Here is a 19,869-nt window from a genome sequence, read left to right as displayed (position 1 = left end):
CGAAGCGGCGTCTCGAAGGGTATGGCGGGCTTAAGGAGAGCTACTCCACCGTGAAGCTGTAGCGCAGCTCCCGCTTGCCGGCGCCCAGCCCGTTCTTGCGCTCGACCGAGGCGACGCCGGTATATTCGCCCTTTTGCCACTCCAGGGTGCGCTTCTTGCCGATATAGAGGAACTGGCGGACCTTGGCGGCATCCATCGGCTGGTCCTTGGTCGCCATGACCTTGCCGTCCGGGCCGGTCAGCGTCATGTGCAGGATGTCGCCGGGGGCGAGGCCGTTGAACTCCGCCCACAGCACCACCGCCTCGGCGGCGCCGGGCAGGGTATCGCTTTCGAAAGCGCCTTTCTGCACGTCCGCGTATTTCGGCGGCCGCGCGGCCGCGCCGATATGATAGGGCGCGGGGCCATAGGCCAGCGCCTTGCGGGCCATCGTGTCCCAGACCGGCTTCTTGCCGATGCCGCAATCCGGGCCGCCCTGATCGCCGCGGAACGGATCGACCGTCTTGCCGTCCTTGCGGACAATGAATTCGAGATGCGGGAAGTCGGTCGAGCCGGACAGGCCGACCTCGCCCAGCTTTGCCCCCGCCTCGATCTGCTGCCCGGAGCGCACGGCGAGGGAGCCCTTGCGCATATGGCAATATTGCGTCTGCCAGCCATCGCCATGCTCGATCAGCACGCCATTGCCGCATTCGCGGTCCTTCACCGCTTCCTTGCCGATCTCAGAGACCAGTGCGTCCTGCATGCCATCGCGCACGCCCTTCACCGTGCCGGGCGCGGCCGCGAAGACCGGCACGCCGCGCTCAATCTCGGCCAGGCTGGCGAGGCCGATATCGGTGCCGTCATGGCCGTCATAGGCGAGCTTGCCGCAGGCGTAATCCTGGCGGTTCGGTCCGGGGTCGACATCGGGATATTGAAAAGCCCAGCAATCCTTGCCGGGCGTGCAGCCGATCGGCAGCCGGGCGGTGAAGTCCTGCGCCCAGGCCGGTGCGGCCAAGGCGAATAGGCTGGCGGCCAGTCCGGCCGCGAGGGATGTGCGCATCGTCATGACCCTGCTGATGTCGGGCGCTTAGGCAGGGGCGTCAACCTTATTTGCATCGGGAAGGACGGAGGGACATATTGGTTATGTCAATCTTTGCCATAGGGTTGCGATGAGCACCAATGTAAGCCTGACGCCCAAATTGGAGATGTTCGCGCGGGAATGCCTGGAAAGCGGGCGCTACACCAGCGTCAGCGAGGTTGTCCGGCATGCCTTGCGGCTGATGCAGGATGCGGAGCGCCGACGCGAGGGCTTCGAGGCCATGCTGGTCGAGGCGCGCACCGAGGCGGATGCCCAGGGCGTGCACCAGATCGATGACGTTCTCTCGGAACTGGATGAGATTATCGGGAAGGCGCTCTGATGCCCTCTGCGGTTTTGTCGCCGGGGACGCGCCGCGATCTGCTGGAGGCCGTCTTCTGGATTGCCAGGGAGAATAGGGCCGCCGCGCTGGGACTGCGCGACAGCATTAAGGGCGCGGCTCTGCGGATCGGCAGGCATCCCCATCTCGGCATCGAACGGTCGGCCCTGGCCGGCCTGCCGATCCGGTTCCTGGTCCTGACCGGCTATCCCTACGTGCTGGTCTATGATGCCGACCGGCAACCGGCCCTGATCCTGCGCATCCTGCATGGTGCGCGGGACCTGCCGGAAATCTTCGCGCGCTGACTACTCCGCCAATATCCGCAGCAGATATTCGCCATAGCCGCTCTTGGCCAGCGGCTTGGCGAGCGCTTCGAGTTGGCCGGCGTCGATGAAGCCGAGGCGATAGGCGATCTCCTCCGGGCAGGCGATCTTCAGGCTCTGGCGGGCCTCCACCGTGCGCACGAACTCGCCGGCCTGGATGAGGGAATCGTGGGTGCCTGTGTCGAGCCAGGCGAAGCCCCGGCCCATCTGCTCGACATTCAGGTCGCCGCGCTCCAGATAGGCGCGGTTCACATCGGTGATTTCCAGCTCGCCACGGGCCGACGGCTTGATCGACTTGGCGATCTGGACCACGTCATTATCGTAGAAATACAGGCCGGTCACCGCCCAGCGCGAGCGCGGCTGCTTCGGCTTTTCCTCTATGCTGAGCGCCTTGTTGTCGCGGTCGAACTCGACCACGCCATAGCGCTCCGGATCGCTGACCAGATAGGCGAAGACGGTGGCGCCGGTTTGGCGCGAGGCCGCCCGTTGCAGCCGCTCGGTCAGCCCGTCGCCGTAGAAGATGTTGTCGCCCAGCACCAGGGCGCAGGAATCGCCGCCGATAAATTCCTCGCCCAGGATGAAGGCCTGCGCCAGCCCGTCGGGCGAGGGCTGCACGACATAGGAAATCGCCAGCCCCCATTGCGCGCCGTCGCCCAGCAGGGCGCGGAAGATCGGCTGGTCCTGCGGCGTGGTGATGATCAGAATGTCGCGGATGCCCGCCAGCATCAGCACCGACAGCGGGTAATAGATCATCGGCTTGTCATAGACCGGCAGCAGCTGCTTGGAGACGACCTGGGTCAGCGGATATAGCCGCGTGCCGGACCCGCCGGCCAGAATAATGCCCTTCATGACGTACTCGTATCCTCCGCTGACGTAATATTCTTATGCCTGTCCATGGCGTAATGCAGGATGCGGATGATAGCCACTTCATCCTCCGATGCGCGGTAGAAGATAACATGCCGGCCCGCCGCCAGCGTCCGGCAGCCCGGCCGGATTTCTTCGCGCGCCGCACCAAGATCAGGCGCCCTGCGCAGCGCCGAGAGCCGGTCGCGCAACAGTTTCAGATAGCGCTGTTTGGCCAGTGTTCCCCAGCGCTTCTCAGTATAACGGGCAATCGCCTCCAGATCGCGCTCGGCTGCCTGCGAAAGGCGGAGAATTCTCATAGCTTGGCGAAAAACGCCTCCAGCGAATCATCGTCCGGCAAGACGGCATATCGGCCGGCGGCGAGATCCGTGTCGCCCTCGCCCAGCGCCTCATGCAGGCGGGCCAGTTTCAGCCGGCGCAGCGAATCATGCTCCTGCATCAGGCGCAACGCCTCGCGGACAACCTCGCTGGCATTGTTGTACAGGCCGCTCTCGACCTTCTCGCGCACCAGCTCTTCCAGCTTCGGCGTCAGGGATACATGCATGGCATCCTCCTGGTTCCTGAGGGAAGAATGGCGTGGACCTCAGGCTTTGTCAAAGATTGGTCACCTATAGCGCGATCACGGTGCGGATTTCGGCATAGTCGGCGTGTAGGCCGGCGTCGTCGCGGTCGATCAGGCCGGCGGCGGATAGAGATTCCACATCCTCATGGACGCGCTTGTAGTCACGCTTCAGGCTACGGGCGAGGGCGGCGACGCTGGCGGCGGGATGCCGGTGCAGGTGGCGCAGCAACTCCATGCGCTTGGTGGTCATCACCTTCGAAAGCGCATCCCAGGAAACGAAGGTCAGATTATCTTGGGCGGCAATCTTGCCTTCCTCCGCTGCGTGCCAGGCATCGGCAACGCGCTTGGCCATCGCATCGAAATTGCCGCCGACGTGAATATTCATTTTACGGCTCATATCGCCTCTCCTCTCAAGGCTTCGACATCGGCGCGGAAATCGGCAAGCAGCTTCTCGATGCTTTCGAAGCGATACGCTTCTTCCCGTGCCTCATAATGCCGATGATCGCCCTTGCCGCGCTCATTGTCGTAGCCGATCAGGCGTTTGCCGGGGCGACCATAGAATAGCGAGTATTTCAGCGCATGGTCGGACGGCGGCAGCGATGTGGGGAGCCGCCATATCCTGATCTCAAGAATGGCGCCATCCTCGAAGATCATGCGTTCTCGTATCACCAGCTCGGCAGACATATGGCATAATATGCCATATGTAATCTATGGCGCAATGCGCCATAGATTACTGCGCCCGAATCTCCGCCAGCACGTCTGCCAGGGCCGCGCGCCAGTCGCGGCGGGGTGGGGCGAAGGCGGCCATTGTGCTGCTGCAGTCCAGCGCGGAATTGAGCGGGCGGCGGGCCGGGGTGGGGTAGGCGCTGGTCGGGATCGGCTCGACGGCCGGGCGCTTGCCGAGATGCGTTTCGGACAGCTCGAAGATCGCCTCGGCCAGGCCGTGCCAGCTGGTGAGGCCGGCGGCGCTGTAATGGTAGGTGCCATAGTCGGTGGAGCCGACCAGCAGTTTTTCCGCGATGGCCAGGAGGGCGGCGGCGATGTCGCCCGCTGCCGTCGGCGCGCCGTGCTGGTCGGCGACCACGCGCAGGCTGTCGCGCTCCGCGCCCAGGCGCAGCATGGTCTTCACGAAATTCCTGCCATGCGCGGCATAGACCCAGCTGGTGCGCAGGATGATGTGCTGCGGCAGGGCGGCGCGCACCAGCCGCTCGCCTTCTTCCTTGCTGGCGCCATACACGCCCAGCGGAGCGACCGGATCGTCGGGCCGGTAGGCGCCTTTCCTACTGCCATCGAAGACATAATCGGTGGAGATATGGATCAGCGGGATGCCGCGCGCCGCACAGGCCCCGGCGAGCAGGCCGGGGGCAATGGCGTTGATGCGGTAGGCGGCCTCGCGCTCCTCCTCCGCCTTGTCGACGGCGGTATAGGCGGCGGCGTTCACCAGGATATCCGCACCCTCGACCAGCCGGGCGATGGCGGCGGGGTCGGCGATATCAGCCTCGGCGCGGGTGAAGCCCACTATCTCCCAGCCGGGCGGTGGCGTCAGGCGCGCCAGCTCCGTGCCGACCTGGCCGCCGGCCCCGGTGACGACGAGGCGCGGCATCAGCCGGCCCCCAAACGCTGGCCCTGATAGGAGCCGTCGAGGATCGGCCGCCACCAGGCTTCGTTGGCGATGTACCAGTCGACCGTCTTGGCCAGACCGCTCTCGAAATTCTCCTCTGCCTTCCAGCCGAGATCGCGCTCAATCTTGCTGGCGTCGATGGCGTAGCGCTTGTCGTGCCCCGGCCGGTCGGCGACGAAGCTCTTCAGCCCGGCATGCGGGCGGTGCGGCGAGGCGGGCAGGCGCTCGTCCAGCAGGGCGCAGAGCGCATCCACCACCTGCAGGTTGGTGCGCTCGTTGCGGCCGCCGATATTGTAGCTCTCGCCCACGGCGCCCTTCTCCAGCACCAGCCGCAGGGCGCGGGCATGGTCCTCGACATAGAGCCAGTCGCGGATATTGTCGCCCTTGCCATAGATCGGCAGCTTCTCCCCGCGCATGCCCTTCAGGATCATCAGGGGAATGAGCTTTTCCGGAAAATGATACGGCCCGTAATTATTCGAGCAATTGCTCATCACGATGGGCAGGCCATAGGTCTCGTGCCAGGCCCGGACCAGATGATCGGCCGAGGCCTTGCTGGCGGAATAGGGTGAGTTGGGCTGGTAGCGCGAGGTCTCGGTGAACAGCCCGTCCGCGCCAAGGCTGCCGAACACTTCGTCGGTCGAGACATGGTGGAAGCGGAAGGCCTGCTTGTCCGCATCCTCCAGCGCCCGCCAGTAGGACAGCGTCACGTCGAGCAGCGTGTAGGTGCCGACGATATTGGTTTCGATGAAGGCGGCCGGCCCGTCGATCGAGCGGTCGACATGGGATTCGGCGGCCAGATGCATGATCGCCGCCGGCCGGTGTTCGCGGAAGATCGCCTCCATTGCCGCGCGGTCGCAGATATCGGCCTGCACGAAGCGGTAATTCGGGGCGTTCGAGACCGGCGCGACCGAGGCGAGATTGGCGGCGTAGGTCAGCTTGTCGAGATTGACCACATTCCATTTGCCCTCGGCCACCGCCTGGCGCACCACGGCGGAGCCGATGAAGCCGGCCCCGCCGGTGACGATAAGGGTCGGCAGCTGGCTCATGGAATCAGACCTCGAAGTAAGCGGGAATGTCGGCCAGGCGCGGCAGCTTTTCGTCCTTGGCGGAGAGGACCGGCTCGCGCCCGTCCAGCGGCCAAACGACGGCGATCTCGGGATCGTTCCACAGCACGCCGCGATCATGCTCCGGCGCGTAGGGGGCGTCGACCTTGTATTGCACCTCGGTATCCGGCTCCAGCGTGACGAAGCCATGCGCGAAGCCCCTGGGAATGAACATCTGGTTCCATTCCTGGGCGCTCAGCACGGCGCCGACCCAGCGGCCATAGCTGGGCGAGCCGCGGCGGATATCGACGGCGACGTCGAACACCGCGCCCCGGCTGACGCGCACCAGCTTGGCCTGGGCGAAGGGCGGGATCTGGAAATGCAGGCCCCGCAACGTGCCGGGCGCAGCCGAGAGCGAGTGATTGTCCTGCAGGAAATCCGCGCCGATGCCGGCCTGCTCGAACGCCGCCCGATTCCAGGTTTCGGAAAAGAAACCGCGATGATCGCCGAAGCGCTTCATGCGGATCAGCTTCACCTCGGGAATGTCGAGCGGTGTGACGTCCATGCGCGCCTGTCCTGGCTGTGTGCGGGAAATCCGTGGGCGCTCTTAACATGCCGGCTTCATCGTTCGCAAGGCGGGGCCATGCGCACGCAGCCCGTTTATATGTTATTAACTGACTATTGATTATTGTCAGAAAATCACGCAACATAAAACTCAGACGGCAAGCGGCGACCCTGGGCGGCAAAGCCTCGCTCCTGCGGTGTTAGGCCCCCTCTCCCCGCATTTGTTGCCCCGTCGGCAGCCGGACCCCCACCTCCGACTGTCGCCCGCCGCTTCCGTCGCCCCATCCCTGCGGCCGCCCGGCAACGAGGCGGTCGGCGTCACGCCCGGACCGGCAGCCCGTTCCGGGCGTGACGTTATCGAGGGCGCGCTAGGGCCGCTTGGCGACGAGGTCGATCTCCACGCGGGCGTCGCGGGCCAGGCCGATCACGCCGATGCAGGTGCGGGCCGGGCGGGCGTCGGCCGGGAAATAACGGGCATAGACGGCGTTCATCGCCGCGTAGTCTTCCTTGAAATGCGTCAGAAACACGCGGGCCTGCACCACATGCTCGAAGCCGAGGCCAAGGCCTTGCAGCACGAAACGCAGATTCTCCATCGTCTTCACCGTTTCCGCCTCGATGCCCTCGGGCAGCGGCTCGGCGGAATCGACGCCGCTGGCGAGCTGCCCGGTTATGAACACCCAGCCCTCCGCCTCGACGGCATGGCTGTAGGGGGCGACCGGAACCGGCGCGCCGGCCAGCATATGAAAGATCGGACTGCTCATCAGGCGGCTCTCCAGTTGAGGAAAGCCGCAGCGTAGGGGAGGGTGGGGCGGAATGCCAAGGGACTGGGGTGAAGTTTCCCCTCACCCAGCACAAACAAAAAGCGCCGGCCCTGGGGGGCCGGCGCTCGAAGTCGTCGCTGGGGACCGATCAGGCGGCCTGGTCGGTCAGCGTCTCGGCATAGTCGGTGACGGTCTGCTTCAGGCGGTCCAGTACGTCGGCGATCTGCTCGCTGCCCTGGGCGGTGATCAGCATGCCGTCGGTCACGACCGGCTCGTCGCTCCACACCGCGCCCTTGGTGTCGGCGGCGGTCTTGGCGTCTTCCGAGCCGGTGACGGTGCGGCCGGCCAGCTCGTCGGCGGTGGCCAGCAGGCTGATGGCGTCGCCGAAGGCGGCCACGGGCTGGTTGCCCTTCAGGAAAGCCTTCACGATGCGCTTGGCATGCGGGTCGTCCAGCAGCTTGGAGACCGAACGCGCGCCGCCGGGAATCAGCAGCGCGTCGAAATCGACCGCCAGGGTCTGGGTCAGGTCGGCGTCGATCGGGAAGAAATGGCCCCAGCTATTCTCGTGCCAACCGTTGACCAAGCCGTTCTCGCGGGAGATCACCTTGGTCTGCGCGCCGGCGGCGATCAGGGTCTTCTGCGCATCGGTCATCTGCACTTCCTCGAAGCCGCTGGCGACGAGGATGGCGATTTTGCGTCCGGCGAGAATGGTATCGGTCATGTTGGACTCCTTCTGGTTGTTGCCCAACGCATCGGCCGTCGCTGACAAATCGGCCCGCCCGGATCATGACGTTCACGATCTGGCGGGACCCTGCTGACGGTCTGAACTCGCGCGTGCCGACGAAAATACAGTCGGCCCGAAAACGGGGCCGATGACGGCTGCGAGGTTGCGCGGGGATTAAACTCGGACTGTTACATAAAGTGAAACACGTCCGGTTTCAAGTTCGGTGCGACTAAATCCGTGCGGCGATCTGTCGCGTGGCCGGCGAATGCGACATACTAGGTATTGGGGTGCCAGCTCAGGAAAGCCCGTATATCACCTGTCCGGCCAGCGGCAAGGTGGCCTTCAGCACGCAGCCGCTATCGGATTCGACGATATAGAGCGTCTTGCCGTCCGGGCCGAAGGCGGCGTTGGTGGTCAACAGCCCCTCGCAGCTGCGGATGCGGTACATCGGCTCGCCCAGCCGGTTGAACACCCACACGCTGCCCATGCCGACATGGCAGACCAGAATCTCGTCCTCGCTGCCCATCGCCATGCCGTCCGGTCCGGTGCCGCCGGAAAGCTGGATGAACATGCCGACCTTGGAGGTGCCGCCGGTGGCGTGCAGCGGCAGCCGCCAGACCGCGTTGGCGCGGGTGACGCCGACGAAAAGCTGGGTGCCCGCCTTGTTCAGCGTGATGCCGTTGGGACTGGGCACGGTGTCGATCAGCAGATCCAGCCTGCCATTCACTGCCAGCCGGTAGACCCGGCCGGACGGATCCTGCAGGCCGGTCTGGCCCTGGTCGGTGAAATACAGATCGCCATTCTCGGCGAAGACCAGATCGTTGCAGCCCTTCAGCCCCTCGCTGTGCACATGGCCGACGATGGTGTCCATCATGCCGCTGCGCGGGTCGAGCCGCAGGATGCCGTTCTTGTAGTCGGCGATCCAGATGGAGCCGTCGCGATGCAGTTTCAGCCCGTTCGGCTGGCCGTCATATTCCGCGACCACGCTCCAGGCCCCCTTGGGCGTCACCTTGAAGATGCGGCCGAACGGCACGTCGACCAGATACAGATTGCCGTCGCGGTCGAAGGAGGGGCCTTCCAGGAAGCTGTCCACCTGCACGCCGCCCTTGTTGAAATCGGCCCAGTGGGTATGGCGCGGCTGGCGGAAATTATCCGGCAGGCGGAAGGCGATCTCGGTCTGCAGATCCTGCGGCGGCGGGTAAAGGCTCATGGCTGTGCTCCTGGTTTCGCCCCGATCATAAACGCTGGAGGGCGGTATTGCGCAACCTCGGCGCGCGCGCGTCTGGCGAATGGTTGGGGCGACACCATCTATGATCGACGATGAGCATTCATTCCGACGATAGCCCTGCCGCTGAACCCATCGTCAGCCCGAACCTGCCGCTCGCCTTCGACCGGGAGGGCGCGCACGCCATCGTGGATGCCGCCATCGCGCGCTATTGCGAGCAAAGGCGGGCGCGCGTGCCGGCCTTCGTGGATCGCAATTTCGGCCTGGGCGGGGCTTGGCGGCTGCATCGCCGGGCCTTCGGGTGGGATGTGCTGCGCGCGCCGGCCAACCTGGCGATGGGCCTGCCGGCCGCCGGCGTGAAGCTGGCCGCCACCGGCGCCAGGCGCTTCGGCCGCCAGCGCACCGCCGACTGGCTGGACAAGCGCCGGCTGTTCCTGGAAACCGACGTGGCGCGCGAGATTTCCTGGCTGCTCTACACCGACCTGCTGGAGCTGCCTTACGCCCAGACCGGGCGATTGAGCGAGAAGGACGCGCTGGCCGAGGCGATCCTGTCCGATCCGCGGGTGGTCTCCGCCTTTCGCGACCCGCTGATCGCGCTGGCGGGACGGTCCCAGGATCCCGCCTTCCGCGAGCGGCTGGAGCGCGCGATGGCGACCTATACCGGCAGCCGGGCGGCGGCGGCCGACATCACCACGGCGATGATCGCGGCGGGTGTCGGCGCTGCCGGCATGCAGAGCTTCACCCCCGGCGTGCTGTCGCTTGGTCCCGCCCTGGCCGGCGCGCTGGCGCAGAAGGCGGCCGTCGCCGGTTTCCCGATGGGGGCGGCGATGGGCGGGCTGTGGTACGGGCTGTTTCCGGCCGCCGCCTCGCCGCTGCTGCTGGCCGGCGTCACCGGCGGGCTGATCGGCATCGGCGCGGTGATCGCCGCCTTCGCCGGCCTGGTGATGGATCCGGTGCAGCGTCGATTGGGATTGCATCAGCGCCGCCTGCGCCGTTTTATCGACCATCTCGAAGTCACGTTGCGGGGCGATAACGACCGAGCCTACGAAGTGCGCGACCTCTATGTCGCGCGGCTGCTCGACCTGGTCGATCTGATCCGCGCCGCCCACCGCATGACCGGATAAATATAACCCGGAAGGGGAGGATAGATTGGCCGTCAGGGAATTGCCCGCCGACAGCGTGGGCCTGCCGCGCTTCGCGCCGAGCGGGGATGCGCACGCCACCGCCTTCGACTTCACCAGCCATCGCCGGGCGCGCGAGGCGCTGGGCTTCGCGCTGGGCATCGACGATCTGGGGTTCAACGTCTTCGTGCTGGGCGAGGATCGCAGCGGCCGGATGACGGCCACGCTGCAATATCTGGAGCAGGCGATGGCCGCCCGCCCGGCCCCGAACGACTGGGTGATCCTGAATAATTTCCGCCACCCGCACGAGCCGCTGTCGTTCCGCTTGCCGGCCGGCCAGGGCAAGGCGTTCCGCAGCCGGATGGGCGAGCTGATCCGGCAGATCGTGACGGCGTTGCAGAGCGCTTTTTCCGGCGAGGATTACCAGCGCCAAATCCAGCAGGGCGGCGAGCATATCCAGGGCGAGGTGAATGCCCGCCTGGCCGCCTTGCGCGAAAAGGCCCGCGCCGCCGGCCTCGACATCGTGCAGACCGAGCAGGGCATCACGGTGACCGCCCTGGCCTCGGAAGACACCAAGGAAGGGCAGGAATCGCCGCCGCTGCCCGAGGAGAAGCAGACCGCCGCCCGCGCCCTGCTGGAGGAACTGGGGCAGGTCAATCGCTGGGCCGGCGAACGCCAGCAGGAGATGGCGCGGCAGGTGCGCGATCTGAACCGCCGCCTCGCCGATGGCGCGCTGACCGGGCCGGTCGACGCGGTGATGGCCGAGTTCGGCATGATCGAGGGGCTGCGCCGCTGGCTGATCGAGATGCGCCAGGACATGCAGGATAATCTGGAGGCGTTCCGGGCACCTAAGGAAGGCGAGCGCCGGCCGGCCCTGATGTATGCCGAGCGCCGCTATGCGGTGAATCTGTTCGTCGACCATGCCGAGGCCGGCCATCCCGCCGTGGTGCTGGAGGCGAACCCGACCTACGAGAATCTGTTCGGCCGCATCGAATATCGCCAGGCCCCGGGCAGCATGGAGACCGATTTCACGCTGGTCCGCCCCGGGTCCCTGCACCGGGCCAATGGCGGCGGCGTGCTGGTGCTGCGCGCCGAGGCGCTGGCCGCCGATCCGAATGCCTGGAATTTCCTGAAGGGCGCGCTGCGCGACCGCTGCATCCGCATCGAGGAGCGCTACCGCGCCAATGCCGTGCCGGTTTCCGGCGCGCCGCATCCCCGGCCGATCCCGCTCGACCTGAAGGTCGTCATCGTCGGCGCGCCGCACTGGTACTACACCTTCTTCACCGCCGATCCGGCCTTCCAGGCCTATTTCAAAGTGAAGGCCGACATCGACGCCGACATGCCGGCGGTGCCGGAGAATATCGCCTGCTATAGCGCCCTGATCCGCGACATGGCGTCCAGCAACCATGTGTCGCTGGACGAGGCGGCCATCGCCCGGCTGCTGGGCGAGGCGTCGCGCCTGGCGGCCAACCGGGAGAAGCTGACGGCGCAGTTCGAGCGGATCGAGGATATCGTCACCGAGGCGGCGCACCTGCCCGGCGCCGCGCCGCAGGGCGGGCAGCCGCCGCTGCTGGGGCTGGCCGCCATCGAGGCCGCCATCGCCAACCGCCGGCACCGCAATGCCCGCGTCGAGGACAGGATGCAGGAATCCATCGCCCGCGGCACGCTGATGATCGACACCCAGGGCGCGGTGATCGGGCAGGTCAACGCGCTGGTGGTGCGCGATCTGGGCGACTATGCCTTCGGCGCGCCCAGCCGGGTGACCGCCAGCGCCTCGGTCGGGCGCAAGGGGGTGACGAATATCGAGCGCGACGTGGCACTGGGCGGGCCGATCCAGCAGAAAGGCGTGATGGTGCTGCAAGGCTTCCTGGCCGGCCATTTCGCGCAGAAGCACCCGCTGTCCTTCAATTGTTCGATCACCTTCGAGCAGAGCTATGGCGGGGTGGAGGGCGACAGCGCCTCGCTGGCCGAGCTGGTGGCGATCCTGTCCGACCTGTCCGAGTTGCCGGTGCGCCAGGACCGCGCCATCACCGGCTCGGTCAACCAGCATGGCCAGGCCCAGGCGATCGGCGGGGCGCATCACAAGATCGAAGGCTTCTTCCGCACCTGCCTGGAGCGCGGGCCGCTCACCGGCACCCAGGGCGTGGTGATCCCGCAGGCCAACGAGCCCAATCTGGTGCTCGATTCCGCCGTGGCGGACGCCGTCGCCGAGGGCAGGTTCCACATCTGGAGCGTCGGCCATATCGACGCGGTGCTGCCCTTGTTCCTCGACCGCCCGGCCGAGGAGGTCTACGCCCTGGCCCACGCCAAGCTGGAGACCTTCGACCGTCTGCTGCGCCAGCGCGAGGAACAGGCCGGGGATTGAGGGGGCTACCCCCTTACCCCAGCGCCTTGCGCATCATGGCGGCGACGGCGGCATTGTCCTCGCCCTCCAGGGCGGCGAGGGCGTCGGCGGCGCCGGCGATGTCGGCGGGCTTCTTGTTCTGCGACAGCTTCCATTTGCCCTGCAGCGACTGGATTTCCATTTCCAGCCCGACGATGCCCTTGCGCATGCCGCGATAGAAATCCTCCGGCAGCTTGTCGCTGGTCCAGGGCTGCTTCGGTCGCAGCTTCTCCTCGAACTGGGCCGACAGGTCGTCCAGCACGCCGATCACCGCCGCATCCTCCAGGATGCGCGGCTGGCCGGTGGCGTGGACGGCGGCGTAGTTCCAGGTTGGCACCTGCTGCTCGCTCTCGTACCAGTCGGGCGAGATATAGGCGTTCTGGCCGCCGAACACGATCAGCGCCGAGGCATTGCCGTCGCATGCCTTCCACACCGGATTGGCCTTGGCGACATGACAGCGCAACGTGCCGTGCGGCCCGCGCTCGCGATCCAGGATAACGGGCAGATGCGTCGCCTCCAGCCCGGACTCAAGCTGCATGATCATCAGCGCGAAGGGGCGGGCCTCGATCAGGCCGAACAGGGCGTCGCGATCCTCGACGGCGAAATGCCGGGGCACATACATGGGCCTAATCCCGAAAAAGTTACGGCTTGATCCAGCCGCCGCCCTCGTGACCGAAGGCGAAGCGGCCGGGGTGCAGGATCTCCGCCAGGATCTCCAGCGTCTCCACGATACGCGGACCGGGCCGGTTGAAGAACTGATGACCGTCGGTCACATAGACACGCCCGTCCCGCACGGCGCGCATATCCGGCCAGCCGGGCTGCTCAGTCAGGGTTGGCAGCTCCTTCAGGGTGCGCTCGATATCGAAGCCGCAGGCGGAGACCACGATCACGTCCGGATCGGCCGTGGCCAGCGCCTCGAAGGTCAGCCAGGGCGAATGCTTGCCGGCCTGGCCGAACAGGCTGACGCCGCCGGCGCGGGCGATCAGCTCCGGCACCCAATTGCCCGCCGCCATCAGCGGGTCGAGCCATTCGACGCAGGCGACGGTCGGCTTCGGCTCGATCAGCCGGCACTGGCTTTCGATGCCCTCGATGGCCAGGGTCAGGCGCTCGATCAGCCGATTGCCCTGGCGCACCGCCCCCAGCGCCTTGGCGACGCGGCGGATATCGGTCCAGATATCGGCCAGCTTGCTGGGCCGGCAGCTCACCAGATCGACCGGCGCGCCAGTCAGCGCGCACACCGCCTGCTCCACGTCGGACAGGCTGACGGCGCAGACCGCGCAGAGATCCTGGGTGACGATCACATCCGGGCGCAGCCTGGCCAGCAAGGCGGTGTCGACATCGTAGACCGACAGCGCGTTCTGTTCCGCCGCCTTCACCTGGCGGTCGATCTCCGCGCTGGAGGCGTCGACGTCGATGCGCGGGCGGCTGACGATGGGCAGGCCGGCGATATCGGCGGGGAAATCGCATTCATGGCTGCGGCCGACCAGCCGGTCGGCGCAGCCCAGGGCGGCGACGATCTCGGTCGCGCTGGGCAGCAGGCTGACGATGCGTTGGCTGTGCGGCTCGGTCATGGCGTCACAATAGCAGATCGACCAGCGCCAGCACCCCGAAGCTGAGGATCAGCCCGCCGGAAATGCGGTTCATCCATTTCAGATGCACCAGGCCCAGCTTGCCGCGCAGCAGGCCCGCCCCCATCGCGATGCCGAGCCACCAGATGCACGACCCCAGAAAGACGCCGAGGACGACCAGCAGCGGATCGACCAGCGAGCCCGAATCGTCGATGAACACGCCCAGCGCCACGAAGATGCCGGCGAAGGCCAGGATGGTGATGGGGTTGATCAGCGTCAGGAAGAAGGTGCTGAAGAAATCGCTGAGCAGCCCTTGCGCGCGCAAGGGCGGGGATTCGGTCGGCGGGGCCGCGTTCGGCCGCAGGAAGGTGCGCGCGCCGATGCCGATAAGGAACAGGCCGCCGATGAACTGCATCTCCGTCTTGTGGGCCAGCAATATGTCGGACAGGGCCGCCAGCCCGAAAGCGGCGATGCAGCCATAGAGCGCATCGGCCACCGCCGCCCCCAGGCCGGAGACGATGCCGTGGGTGCGTCGCTCCATCACCGTGCGGTGCACGCAGAGCACGCCCACCGGTCCCACCGGCGCCGCGATGGCGAGGCCCGCCAGCAGCGCCTTCAGGAACAGGATTTCATGCATGGCTCGAAAAGCATGGCGACGGTCGGTGAGTCTGGCGCAAGGGGCGGAGTTTCCTGTGATTGTTCTTTGCAGGCATCAATACACGATGAGGATGCGGGTGACCATCGCCCAGCCGTCTTTCCGGGCGGGCGGCCTCGCGAGAGCGTGATCGGCGTGAGCTCTTCGTTTTGCCGCGCCGACCGCCTATCTTATCGTCGAACCCTTCGATGGAGGCGGACATGCCGGACGACGGCGACATCTTCGGACAGATCAAGCAGAAGCTGGTCGACACCAAGCAGAAATGGGCGCGCGAGGGCCGGCTGCTGACCGGCGAGCAGGCGGAGCCGGTGAAGCGCAAGCTGCCGCCGGGCCAGCGCGAGGTGAAGAACTGGCCGGTGCTCGATCTCGGCGTCCAGCCGGTGGTGGTGCCCAAGGAATGGCAGCTCACCGTCGGCGGGCTGGTCGATAATCCGATCACCTGGGACTGGCGCACGCTGATGGATCAGCCGGTGTTCCACGATGTCTCCGACATGCATTGCGTCACCGCCTGGTCGCGCTACGAGAATCGCTGGGAGGGCGTGTCGGCCAAGCATCTGCTGTCGGTCGTGCAGCCGAAGCCGGAAGCCAAATTCGTCATTCTGAAGAGCTATGACGGCTACACCACGAACGTGCCGCTGGCAGCCTTCGACGATGACGATGTGCTGCTGGCCACCCAGTGGGAAGGCAAGCCGCTGACCCGCTCGCATGGCGGCCCGGTGCGGCTGATCCTGCCCAAGCTGTATCTCTGGAAGAGCGCGAAATGGCTGCGCAACATCTGGTTCACCGACAAGGATACGCCGGGCTTCTGGGAAGTGCGCGGCTATCACAATGTCGGCGATCCGTGGAAGGAACAGCGTTATGGCTGATAACGGCATCCTCAGCTTCGCCGGCATGCTGGTCGCCGCCGCCATCGCGGCGGTGACGCCGACCCCCACCGGCGCGGGCACGGCGAAGGGATTCGACTTCGCCTTCACCTCCATCGATGGCGACCCGCTGCCGCTGGCGCAATATCGCGGCCGGCCGGTGCTGGTGGTGAACACCGCCTCGCGCTGCGGTTTCACGAAGCAATATGACGGGCTGCAGGCGCTGTGGGAGAAATATCGCGACCGGGGGCTGGTCGTGCTGGGCGTGCCGTCGAACGATTTCGGCGGGCAGGAGCCGGGCAGCACCGAGCAGATCAAGGAATTCTGCGAGGTGAATTTCGCCATCGACTTCCCGATGACCGATAAATACGCGGTCACCGGGGAGGATGCGCACCCCTTCTACAAATGGGTCGTGGAGGAGCTTGGCGCCGGCAAGGCCCCGCGCTGGAACTTCTACAAATATCTGATCGCCCCGGACGGCACCCTGGCCGCATCCTGGCCCAGCACCACCAAGCCGGAATCGACGGATATCGCCGGTGCGGTCGAGGCGGCGCTGAAGGCCGGATCATAAGGGCAGGGTCATAAGGGCAGATCGGCGGCCCGGTCGACAAGCCGCACCGGCACCGCCGTCTGGCGGCCGCGCACCTCCAGCGCCTCGCCCGGATAGGCGGTCAGGTCGATGCCCGCCAGCCCGGCCACCCGGTCGGACAGCACCAGTTCCACATCGCGCTGCTTGGCCACGCTCTCCAGCCGGCTGGCGGTGTTCACCGCGTCGCCGATGGCGGTGGCCGACAGCGCCGCGCCATAGCCCATCATGCCCAGGATCACCGGCCCGCTATGCAGGCCGATGGCGATGCGCAGCGGCTCCGCCAGGTCATGGTCCAGCACCTGATTCAGATGCGCCAGCCGTCCGCCCATGCTGGCGGCGGCGGTCAGCGCCTGGCGGCAGGCGCGGGCGGGGTCGCCCTCGCCCTCGAACAGCGCCATCACCCCGTCGCCGATGAATTTGTCGATCCGTCCGCCCGCCTCCGTCACCGCCATGCCCATCTCGGCGAAATAGCGATTCAGCAGGAAGACGGTATCGAAGGGCAGCCGGTTCTCCGACAATTTGGTGAAGCCGCGCAGATCGGCGAACAGGATCGCCACCTCCTGCTCGCGCCCGCTGCGGGCATGCCCGCCGGCCAGCGCCTCGCGGACATCCACGTCGGGCGGCAGCAGCGGCGTGAAGGCGACATCGCCATGCGGGCGCGCCTGGCAGGCCAGCCGCACCCCGCCGGGGGCGGCCACGCGATGCAGCACGCGCTGTTCGGCCGCCTCCGCCGCCGGCAGATTGTCGAGGCCCGAATCGATCCGCACCCGGCAGGTCGAGCAGCGGCCGCGACCGCCGCAGACCGAGGCATGCGGCCGTCCGGCTAACCGGCTGGCCGCCAGCAGCGTCATGCCCGGCGACAGCCGCAGCCTTGTGCCGTCGGCAAAGCGCACCAGCGGCGCGCCGCCGGCCTCGCGGATCAGCCGCCGCGCGCCGCGCGCGGCCAGCGCCAGGATCACCAGGCCCAGAAAGATCGCCTCGCCAAGACGCGCCATCCGCTCCAGCCGGGCCAGCCCCTCGGCGTCCGGATAGGCGATCTGCTCCCGATAGCCGGCAAGCCAGTCCGGATCGGCGGCCAGCGCCAGCACCTGCAGCCCGCCTTGCAGGAAGCCCAGCAGGGCCAGCAGCGGCACGATGACGGCCAGCGTGTAGAGCGGCGTCACCGCCGCCGGATACCAGGATTTCAGGCGCAGCCAGTAATGCATGCCGATCATCGCATGCGTCCAGGCGACCAGCAGCAGCCCGGTCTGGGCCAGCGCGCCCCAGGGCCGGTCGCGCCATAATGTCAGCAGGAGATGGGCGTAAGTATCGTCCACCCCGGTGGCCAGGAAGGCGAGGTGGGTGTCGACCACATGGCCGACCAGCAGGAACGGGATGGTCAGGCCCAGCAGCAGCTGCGCCAGCTCCCAGCGCGGCACGCGCAGCAGCGGCCGGCGGCGATAGAGCGACCAGAGGCCGAGCGCCAGATGGATCAGCAGCGCCGCATACAGCGTGACCATCGCCAGCGGCTGACGCCAGACCGCCATGAAATACAGCCGCCCCTGCTCCATCGCCGCCAGCGAGATCAGCCCGGCGGCATGGTTGAGAAAATGGCTGATGATGAAGCCCAGCAGGATCAGCCCTGTGGTCAGCCGCAACCGGCGGACCAGGAGCCCCGCATCGAGGAGGGGGGCGAGGGGGGACGGGGCATGGCTCGTCGTTGTCATGAAAGCCATTTTCCCCCGAAGGCGCGGGTTTCGACGGTTTGTGACGGTTTGTCGCATAACCGAGGGTGAGAGTTAATCTTACCCGCCGCCTTTTTGCCATATCCTCTTGCAAAATCCGCGAACCTAAATACATCTGCCAACCGTAAAACGGCAGTGCCGTCGGCTAATCGTCGGCAAACGAAGAACGTTTGAACAAGGGGAGTTCGGTCCGTGACCGAGATGATCAGAATCCGCGACCTCGCCAAGCGATTCGGGTCGATCCACGCCGTTGACGGCATATCCTTCGCCGTCGCCAAGGGCGAAGTACTTGGTTTCCTGGGGCCGAACGGCGCCGGCAAATCCACCACCATGAAGATGATCACCGGCTTTTTGCAGCCCAGCGCGGGCAGCGCAGAGGTGTGCGGCTTCGATGTCGAGCGCCAGCCGCTGGAGGTGAAGCGCCGCATCGGCTATCTGCCCGAGGGCGCGCCGGCCTATGGCGACATGACGCCGCTGAGCTTCCTGGAATTCTGCGCCGATGTGCGCCGGCTCTCCGGCGCCGACCGCCGCGCCAAGATCGAGGCGGCGGTGGAGAAGACGACGCTGCAAGGCGTGCTCTACCAGCCGGTCGATACGCTCTCGAAGGGCTTCAAGCGCCGCGTCGGCCTGGCGCAGGCGCTGTTGCACGATCCGGAGGTGCTGATCCTGGACGAGCCGACCGACGGCCTCGACCCGAACCAGAAGCACGAGGTGCGCAGCCTGATCCACGGCATGGCGCGGGACAAGGCGATCATCATCTCCACCCATATCCTGGAGGAGGTGGACGCGCTGTGCAGCCGCGCGGTGGTCATAGCCTCTGGCCGCATCGTCGCCGACGGCACGCCGGGCCAGCTTGAGGCGCGCTCGCGCCTGCATAATGCGGTGACGGTGCGGCTGAAGAACCCGGCCGACGCCGCCGCCCTGCGCGCGGCGCTGGCCGGCCAGCCCGGCATCGCCGGCATCGAGGAGAACGGGGCGGAGGCGACCGTGCTGCCGGCCGGCGGCCAGCCGATCCTCGCCATCGTGGACGGCGCGCTGCGCGACAAGGCCATCGCCGTCGAGGAGATCAAGGTGGAGCGCGGGCGGCTGGACGAGGTGTTCCGCAGCGTCACCGCGAAACCCAAATCCAACGACACCGGGAAACGGGGCTGATCATGGGCATCTGGGCCATCTTCAAGCGCGAGCTGGCGAGCTATTTCCTGACGCCGCTCGCCTATATCTTCATCGTCATCTTCCTGGTGCTGACGGCCACCTTCACCTTCTTCGTCGGCGGCTTCTTCGACCGCGGCCAGGCCGACCTGCAGACCTTCTTCAGCTTCCATCCCTGGCTCTATCTGTTCCTCACACCGGCCATCGCCATGCGGCTCTGGGCGGAGGAACGCAAGAGCGGCACGCTGGAATTGCTGCTGACCCTGCCGGTCTCGGTGGCGTCCACGGTGCTGGGCAAGTTCCTGGCCGCCTGGGTGTTCGCCGGCATCGCGCTGGCGCTGACCTTCCCGATCTGGATCACGGTCAATTATCTCGGCAGCCCGGATAATGGCGTCATCCTGGCCAGCTATATCGGCAGCTTCCTGATGGCCGGGGCCTATCTGGCGCTGGGCTCGGCACTGTCGGCCACCACGCAGAACCAGGTCATCGCCTTCGTGCTGACGGCGGCGGTGGGGGTGCTGTTCGTCTCCTTCGGCTCCTCCATGGTGCAGTCCTTCTTCACCGGCTGGGCCCCGGCGGGCCTGCTGGAGGCGCTGCGCGGCTTCAGCTTCCTCACGCATTTCCAGGACATCACGCGCGGCGTCATCGACCTGCGCGATTTCGTGTTCTTCGTCACGGTGATCGCCGCCTTCCTGTGGGCCACCGTTCTGCTCGTCGACCTGAAGAAGGGGCGCTGAGC

At 66.6% G+C, this 19,869-nt stretch carries 24 protein-coding genes; 8 read left to right on the top strand and 16 right to left on the bottom strand.

Annotated elements, in window-relative coordinates; translation table 11 throughout:
• Positions 1-40: 40 nt before the first annotated feature.
• Complete coding sequence (locus tag AUP43_RS01965) at positions 41-1,036, bottom strand: M23 family metallopeptidase (RefSeq protein WP_198154792.1); 996 nt, start codon at positions 1,034-1,036, stop codon at positions 41-43.
• Between the two features lie 109 nt (positions 1,037-1,145).
• Between AUP43_RS01965 and AUP43_RS01960 the strand changes: the two genes are divergently transcribed.
• The gene (locus AUP43_RS01960; RefSeq protein ID WP_067551876.1) at positions 1,146-1,394 is read left to right on the top strand and encodes a type II toxin-antitoxin system ParD family antitoxin; all 249 of its coding nucleotides are present in this window, start codon (positions 1,146-1,148) and stop codon (positions 1,392-1,394) included.
• Positions 1,394-1,696, top strand: coding sequence for a type II toxin-antitoxin system RelE/ParE family toxin (locus tag AUP43_RS01955; protein WP_067551872.1), 303 nt, complete (start codon positions 1,394-1,396; stop codon positions 1,694-1,696). Before AUP43_RS01960 ends, AUP43_RS01955 begins: the two co-directional genes overlap by 1 nt.
• Here AUP43_RS01955 and rfbA read toward each other — a convergent pair whose 3' ends face one another.
• The 11 genes from rfbA to AUP43_RS01900 all read right to left on the bottom strand — a co-directional run bounded on the left by rfbA (position 1,697) and on the right by AUP43_RS01900 (position 9,063).
• Entirely contained in the window at positions 1,697-2,563 is an 867-nt protein-coding gene (gene rfbA / locus AUP43_RS01950; protein WP_067551869.1) for a glucose-1-phosphate thymidylyltransferase RfbA, read from the bottom strand.
• On the bottom strand, positions 2,560-2,877 hold the full coding sequence (locus AUP43_RS01945; protein WP_067551866.1) for a type II toxin-antitoxin system RelE/ParE family toxin: 318 nt from the start codon (positions 2,875-2,877) through the stop codon (positions 2,560-2,562). The genes rfbA and AUP43_RS01945 overlap by 4 nt, the downstream gene beginning before the upstream one ends.
• A complete protein-coding gene (locus AUP43_RS01940) occupies positions 2,874-3,122 on the bottom strand; it encodes a type II toxin-antitoxin system ParD family antitoxin (RefSeq protein WP_067551862.1) in 249 nt (82 codons plus the stop codon). The genes AUP43_RS01945 and AUP43_RS01940 overlap by 4 nt, the downstream gene beginning before the upstream one ends.
• A 64-nt stretch (positions 3,123-3,186) precedes the next feature.
• Positions 3,187-3,537, bottom strand: coding sequence for an HVO_A0114 family putative DNA-binding protein (locus tag AUP43_RS01935; RefSeq protein ID WP_067551859.1), 351 nt, complete (start codon positions 3,535-3,537; stop codon positions 3,187-3,189).
• Positions 3,534-3,824, bottom strand: a complete 291-nt coding sequence (locus tag AUP43_RS01930; RefSeq protein ID WP_067551856.1) for a toxin-antitoxin system TumE family protein — start codon at positions 3,822-3,824, stop codon at positions 3,534-3,536. Before AUP43_RS01930 ends, AUP43_RS01935 begins: the two co-directional genes overlap by 4 nt.
• 46 nt (positions 3,825-3,870) lie before the next feature.
• On the bottom strand, positions 3,871-4,743 hold the full coding sequence (gene rfbD, locus AUP43_RS01925; protein ID WP_067551852.1) for a dTDP-4-dehydrorhamnose reductase: 873 nt from the start codon (positions 4,741-4,743) through the stop codon (positions 3,871-3,873).
• Positions 4,743-5,807 (bottom strand): dTDP-glucose 4,6-dehydratase, encoded by a 1,065-nt coding sequence (rfbB, locus tag AUP43_RS01920; protein WP_067551848.1) that lies wholly within the window; start codon positions 5,805-5,807, stop codon positions 4,743-4,745. Before rfbB ends, rfbD begins: the two co-directional genes overlap by 1 nt.
• 4 nt (positions 5,808-5,811) lie before the next feature.
• Positions 5,812-6,369, bottom strand: coding sequence for a dTDP-4-dehydrorhamnose 3,5-epimerase (gene rfbC / locus AUP43_RS01915; RefSeq protein ID WP_067551844.1), 558 nt, complete (start codon positions 6,367-6,369; stop codon positions 5,812-5,814).
• A 367-nt stretch (positions 6,370-6,736) separates the two neighbouring features.
• Positions 6,737-7,129, bottom strand: coding sequence for a RidA family protein (locus tag AUP43_RS01910; protein WP_198154791.1), 393 nt, complete (start codon positions 7,127-7,129; stop codon positions 6,737-6,739).
• 148 nt (positions 7,130-7,277) lie between these two features.
• Entirely contained in the window at positions 7,278-7,850 is a 573-nt protein-coding gene (locus AUP43_RS01905; RefSeq protein WP_067551911.1) for a DJ-1/PfpI family protein, read from the bottom strand.
• 298 nt (positions 7,851-8,148) lie between these two features.
• Positions 8,149-9,063 (bottom strand): SMP-30/gluconolactonase/LRE family protein, encoded by a 915-nt coding sequence (locus AUP43_RS01900; protein ID WP_067551841.1) that lies wholly within the window; start codon positions 9,061-9,063, stop codon positions 8,149-8,151.
• 110 nt (positions 9,064-9,173) lie between these two features.
• Between AUP43_RS01900 and AUP43_RS01895 the strand changes: the two genes are divergently transcribed.
• Both AUP43_RS01895 and AUP43_RS01890 read left to right on the top strand, forming a co-directional pair.
• A complete protein-coding gene (locus tag AUP43_RS01895; RefSeq protein WP_084462443.1) occupies positions 9,174-10,202 on the top strand; it encodes a DUF6635 family protein in 1,029 nt (342 codons plus the stop codon).
• 25 nt (positions 10,203-10,227) lie between these two features.
• On the top strand, positions 10,228-12,564 hold the full coding sequence (locus AUP43_RS01890) for an ATP-binding protein (protein WP_067551838.1): 2,337 nt from the start codon (positions 10,228-10,230) through the stop codon (positions 12,562-12,564).
• A 13-nt stretch (positions 12,565-12,577) separates the two neighbouring features.
• On the opposite strand, the gene AUP43_RS01885 is transcribed toward AUP43_RS01890, so the two are convergent.
• From AUP43_RS01885 to AUP43_RS01875, 3 genes are read right to left on the bottom strand one after another with little or no spacing between them, the layout of a single operon-like run.
• Positions 12,578-13,204, bottom strand: a complete 627-nt coding sequence (locus AUP43_RS01885) for an FMN-binding negative transcriptional regulator (RefSeq protein ID WP_067551833.1) — start codon at positions 13,202-13,204, stop codon at positions 12,578-12,580.
• 19 nt (positions 13,205-13,223) lie between these two features.
• On the bottom strand, positions 13,224-14,153 hold the full coding sequence (locus AUP43_RS01880; protein ID WP_067551831.1) for a cobalamin-binding protein: 930 nt from the start codon (positions 14,151-14,153) through the stop codon (positions 13,224-13,226).
• Between the two features lie 4 nt (positions 14,154-14,157).
• The gene (locus tag AUP43_RS01875) at positions 14,158-14,787 is read right to left on the bottom strand and encodes a LysE family translocator (protein ID WP_067551830.1); all 630 of its coding nucleotides are present in this window, start codon (positions 14,785-14,787) and stop codon (positions 14,158-14,160) included.
• A gap of 218 nt (positions 14,788-15,005) precedes the next feature.
• Between AUP43_RS01875 and AUP43_RS01870 the strand changes: the two genes are divergently transcribed.
• On the top strand, positions 15,006-15,671 hold the full coding sequence (locus AUP43_RS01870; RefSeq protein WP_067551903.1) for a sulfite oxidase-like oxidoreductase: 666 nt from the start codon (positions 15,006-15,008) through the stop codon (positions 15,669-15,671).
• Positions 15,664-16,239 carry a glutathione peroxidase gene (locus tag AUP43_RS01865; protein WP_084462439.1) on the top strand — a complete coding sequence of 192 codons (576 nt, stop codon included), beginning with the start codon at positions 15,664-15,666 and terminating at the stop codon, positions 16,237-16,239. The genes AUP43_RS01870 and AUP43_RS01865 overlap by 8 nt, the downstream gene beginning before the upstream one ends.
• 8 nt (positions 16,240-16,247) lie before the next feature.
• Here the strand turns inward: AUP43_RS01865 and AUP43_RS01860 are convergent, their stop codons facing one another.
• Complete coding sequence (locus AUP43_RS01860; protein WP_198154790.1) at positions 16,248-17,963, bottom strand: adenylate/guanylate cyclase domain-containing protein; 1,716 nt, start codon at positions 17,961-17,963, stop codon at positions 16,248-16,250.
• Positions 17,964-18,182: 219 nt separating this feature from the next.
• Between AUP43_RS01860 and AUP43_RS01855 the strand changes: the two genes are divergently transcribed.
• Together AUP43_RS01855 and AUP43_RS01850 are read left to right on the top strand one after the other, a co-directional pair.
• A complete protein-coding gene (locus tag AUP43_RS01855; protein ID WP_067551900.1) occupies positions 18,183-19,133 on the top strand; it encodes an ABC transporter ATP-binding protein in 951 nt (316 codons plus the stop codon).
• 2 nt (positions 19,134-19,135) lie between these two features.
• Entirely contained in the window at positions 19,136-19,867 is a 732-nt protein-coding gene (locus tag AUP43_RS01850) for an ABC transporter permease (protein WP_067551825.1), read from the top strand.
• Positions 19,868-19,869: the final 2 nt, after the last annotated feature.

Origin of the sequence: Oceanibaculum pacificum (assembly GCF_001618175.1) — a bacterium.
GTDB lineage: Bacteria > Pseudomonadota > Alphaproteobacteria > Oceanibaculales > Oceanibaculaceae > Oceanibaculum > Oceanibaculum pacificum.
The sequence above is the reverse complement of the archived record's forward strand: the minus strand, read 5'-3'. Positions and strand labels throughout refer to the sequence as shown.

Coding starts and splice junctions, on each gene's coding strand:
- AUP43_RS01965 (WP_198154792.1), bottom strand. CDS start 1,036: ATGCGCACATCCCTCGCGGCCGGACTGGCCGCCAGCCTATTCGCCTTG.
- AUP43_RS01960 (WP_067551876.1), top strand. CDS start 1,146: ATGAGCACCAATGTAAGCCTGACGCCCAAATTGGAGATGTTCGCGCGG.
- AUP43_RS01955 (WP_067551872.1), top strand. CDS start 1,394: ATGCCCTCTGCGGTTTTGTCGCCGGGGACGCGCCGCGATCTGCTGGAG.
- rfbA (WP_067551869.1), bottom strand. CDS start 2,563: ATGAAGGGCATTATTCTGGCCGGCGGGTCCGGCACGCGGCTATATCCG.
- AUP43_RS01945 (WP_067551866.1), bottom strand. CDS start 2,877: ATGAGAATTCTCCGCCTTTCGCAGGCAGCCGAGCGCGATCTGGAGGCG.
- AUP43_RS01940 (WP_067551862.1), bottom strand. CDS start 3,122: ATGCATGTATCCCTGACGCCGAAGCTGGAAGAGCTGGTGCGCGAGAAG.
- AUP43_RS01935 (WP_067551859.1), bottom strand. CDS start 3,537: ATGAGCCGTAAAATGAATATTCACGTCGGCGGCAATTTCGATGCGATG.
- AUP43_RS01930 (WP_067551856.1), bottom strand. CDS start 3,824: ATGTCTGCCGAGCTGGTGATACGAGAACGCATGATCTTCGAGGATGGC.
- rfbD (WP_067551852.1), bottom strand. CDS start 4,743: ATGCCGCGCCTCGTCGTCACCGGGGCCGGCGGCCAGGTCGGCACGGAG.
- rfbB (WP_067551848.1), bottom strand. CDS start 5,807: ATGAGCCAGCTGCCGACCCTTATCGTCACCGGCGGGGCCGGCTTCATC.
- rfbC (WP_067551844.1), bottom strand. CDS start 6,369: ATGGACGTCACACCGCTCGACATTCCCGAGGTGAAGCTGATCCGCATG.
- AUP43_RS01910 (WP_198154791.1), bottom strand. CDS start 7,129: ATGAGCAGTCCGATCTTTCATATGCTGGCCGGCGCGCCGGTTCCGGTC.
- AUP43_RS01905 (WP_067551911.1), bottom strand. CDS start 7,850: ATGACCGATACCATTCTCGCCGGACGCAAAATCGCCATCCTCGTCGCC.
- AUP43_RS01900 (WP_067551841.1), bottom strand. CDS start 9,063: ATGAGCCTTTACCCGCCGCCGCAGGATCTGCAGACCGAGATCGCCTTC.
- AUP43_RS01895 (WP_084462443.1), top strand. CDS start 9,174: ATGAGCATTCATTCCGACGATAGCCCTGCCGCTGAACCCATCGTCAGC.
- AUP43_RS01885 (WP_067551833.1), bottom strand. CDS start 13,204: ATGTATGTGCCCCGGCATTTCGCCGTCGAGGATCGCGACGCCCTGTTC.
- AUP43_RS01880 (WP_067551831.1), bottom strand. CDS start 14,153: ATGACCGAGCCGCACAGCCAACGCATCGTCAGCCTGCTGCCCAGCGCG.
- AUP43_RS01875 (WP_067551830.1), bottom strand. CDS start 14,787: ATGCATGAAATCCTGTTCCTGAAGGCGCTGCTGGCGGGCCTCGCCATC.
- AUP43_RS01870 (WP_067551903.1), top strand. CDS start 15,006: ATGCCGGACGACGGCGACATCTTCGGACAGATCAAGCAGAAGCTGGTC.
- AUP43_RS01865 (WP_084462439.1), top strand. CDS start 15,664: ATGGCTGATAACGGCATCCTCAGCTTCGCCGGCATGCTGGTCGCCGCC.
- AUP43_RS01860 (WP_198154790.1), bottom strand. CDS start 17,963: ATGACAACGACGAGCCATGCCCCGTCCCCCCTCGCCCCCCTCCTCGAT.
- AUP43_RS01855 (WP_067551900.1), top strand. CDS start 18,183: ATGATCAGAATCCGCGACCTCGCCAAGCGATTCGGGTCGATCCACGCC.
- AUP43_RS01850 (WP_067551825.1), top strand. CDS start 19,136: ATGGGCATCTGGGCCATCTTCAAGCGCGAGCTGGCGAGCTATTTCCTG.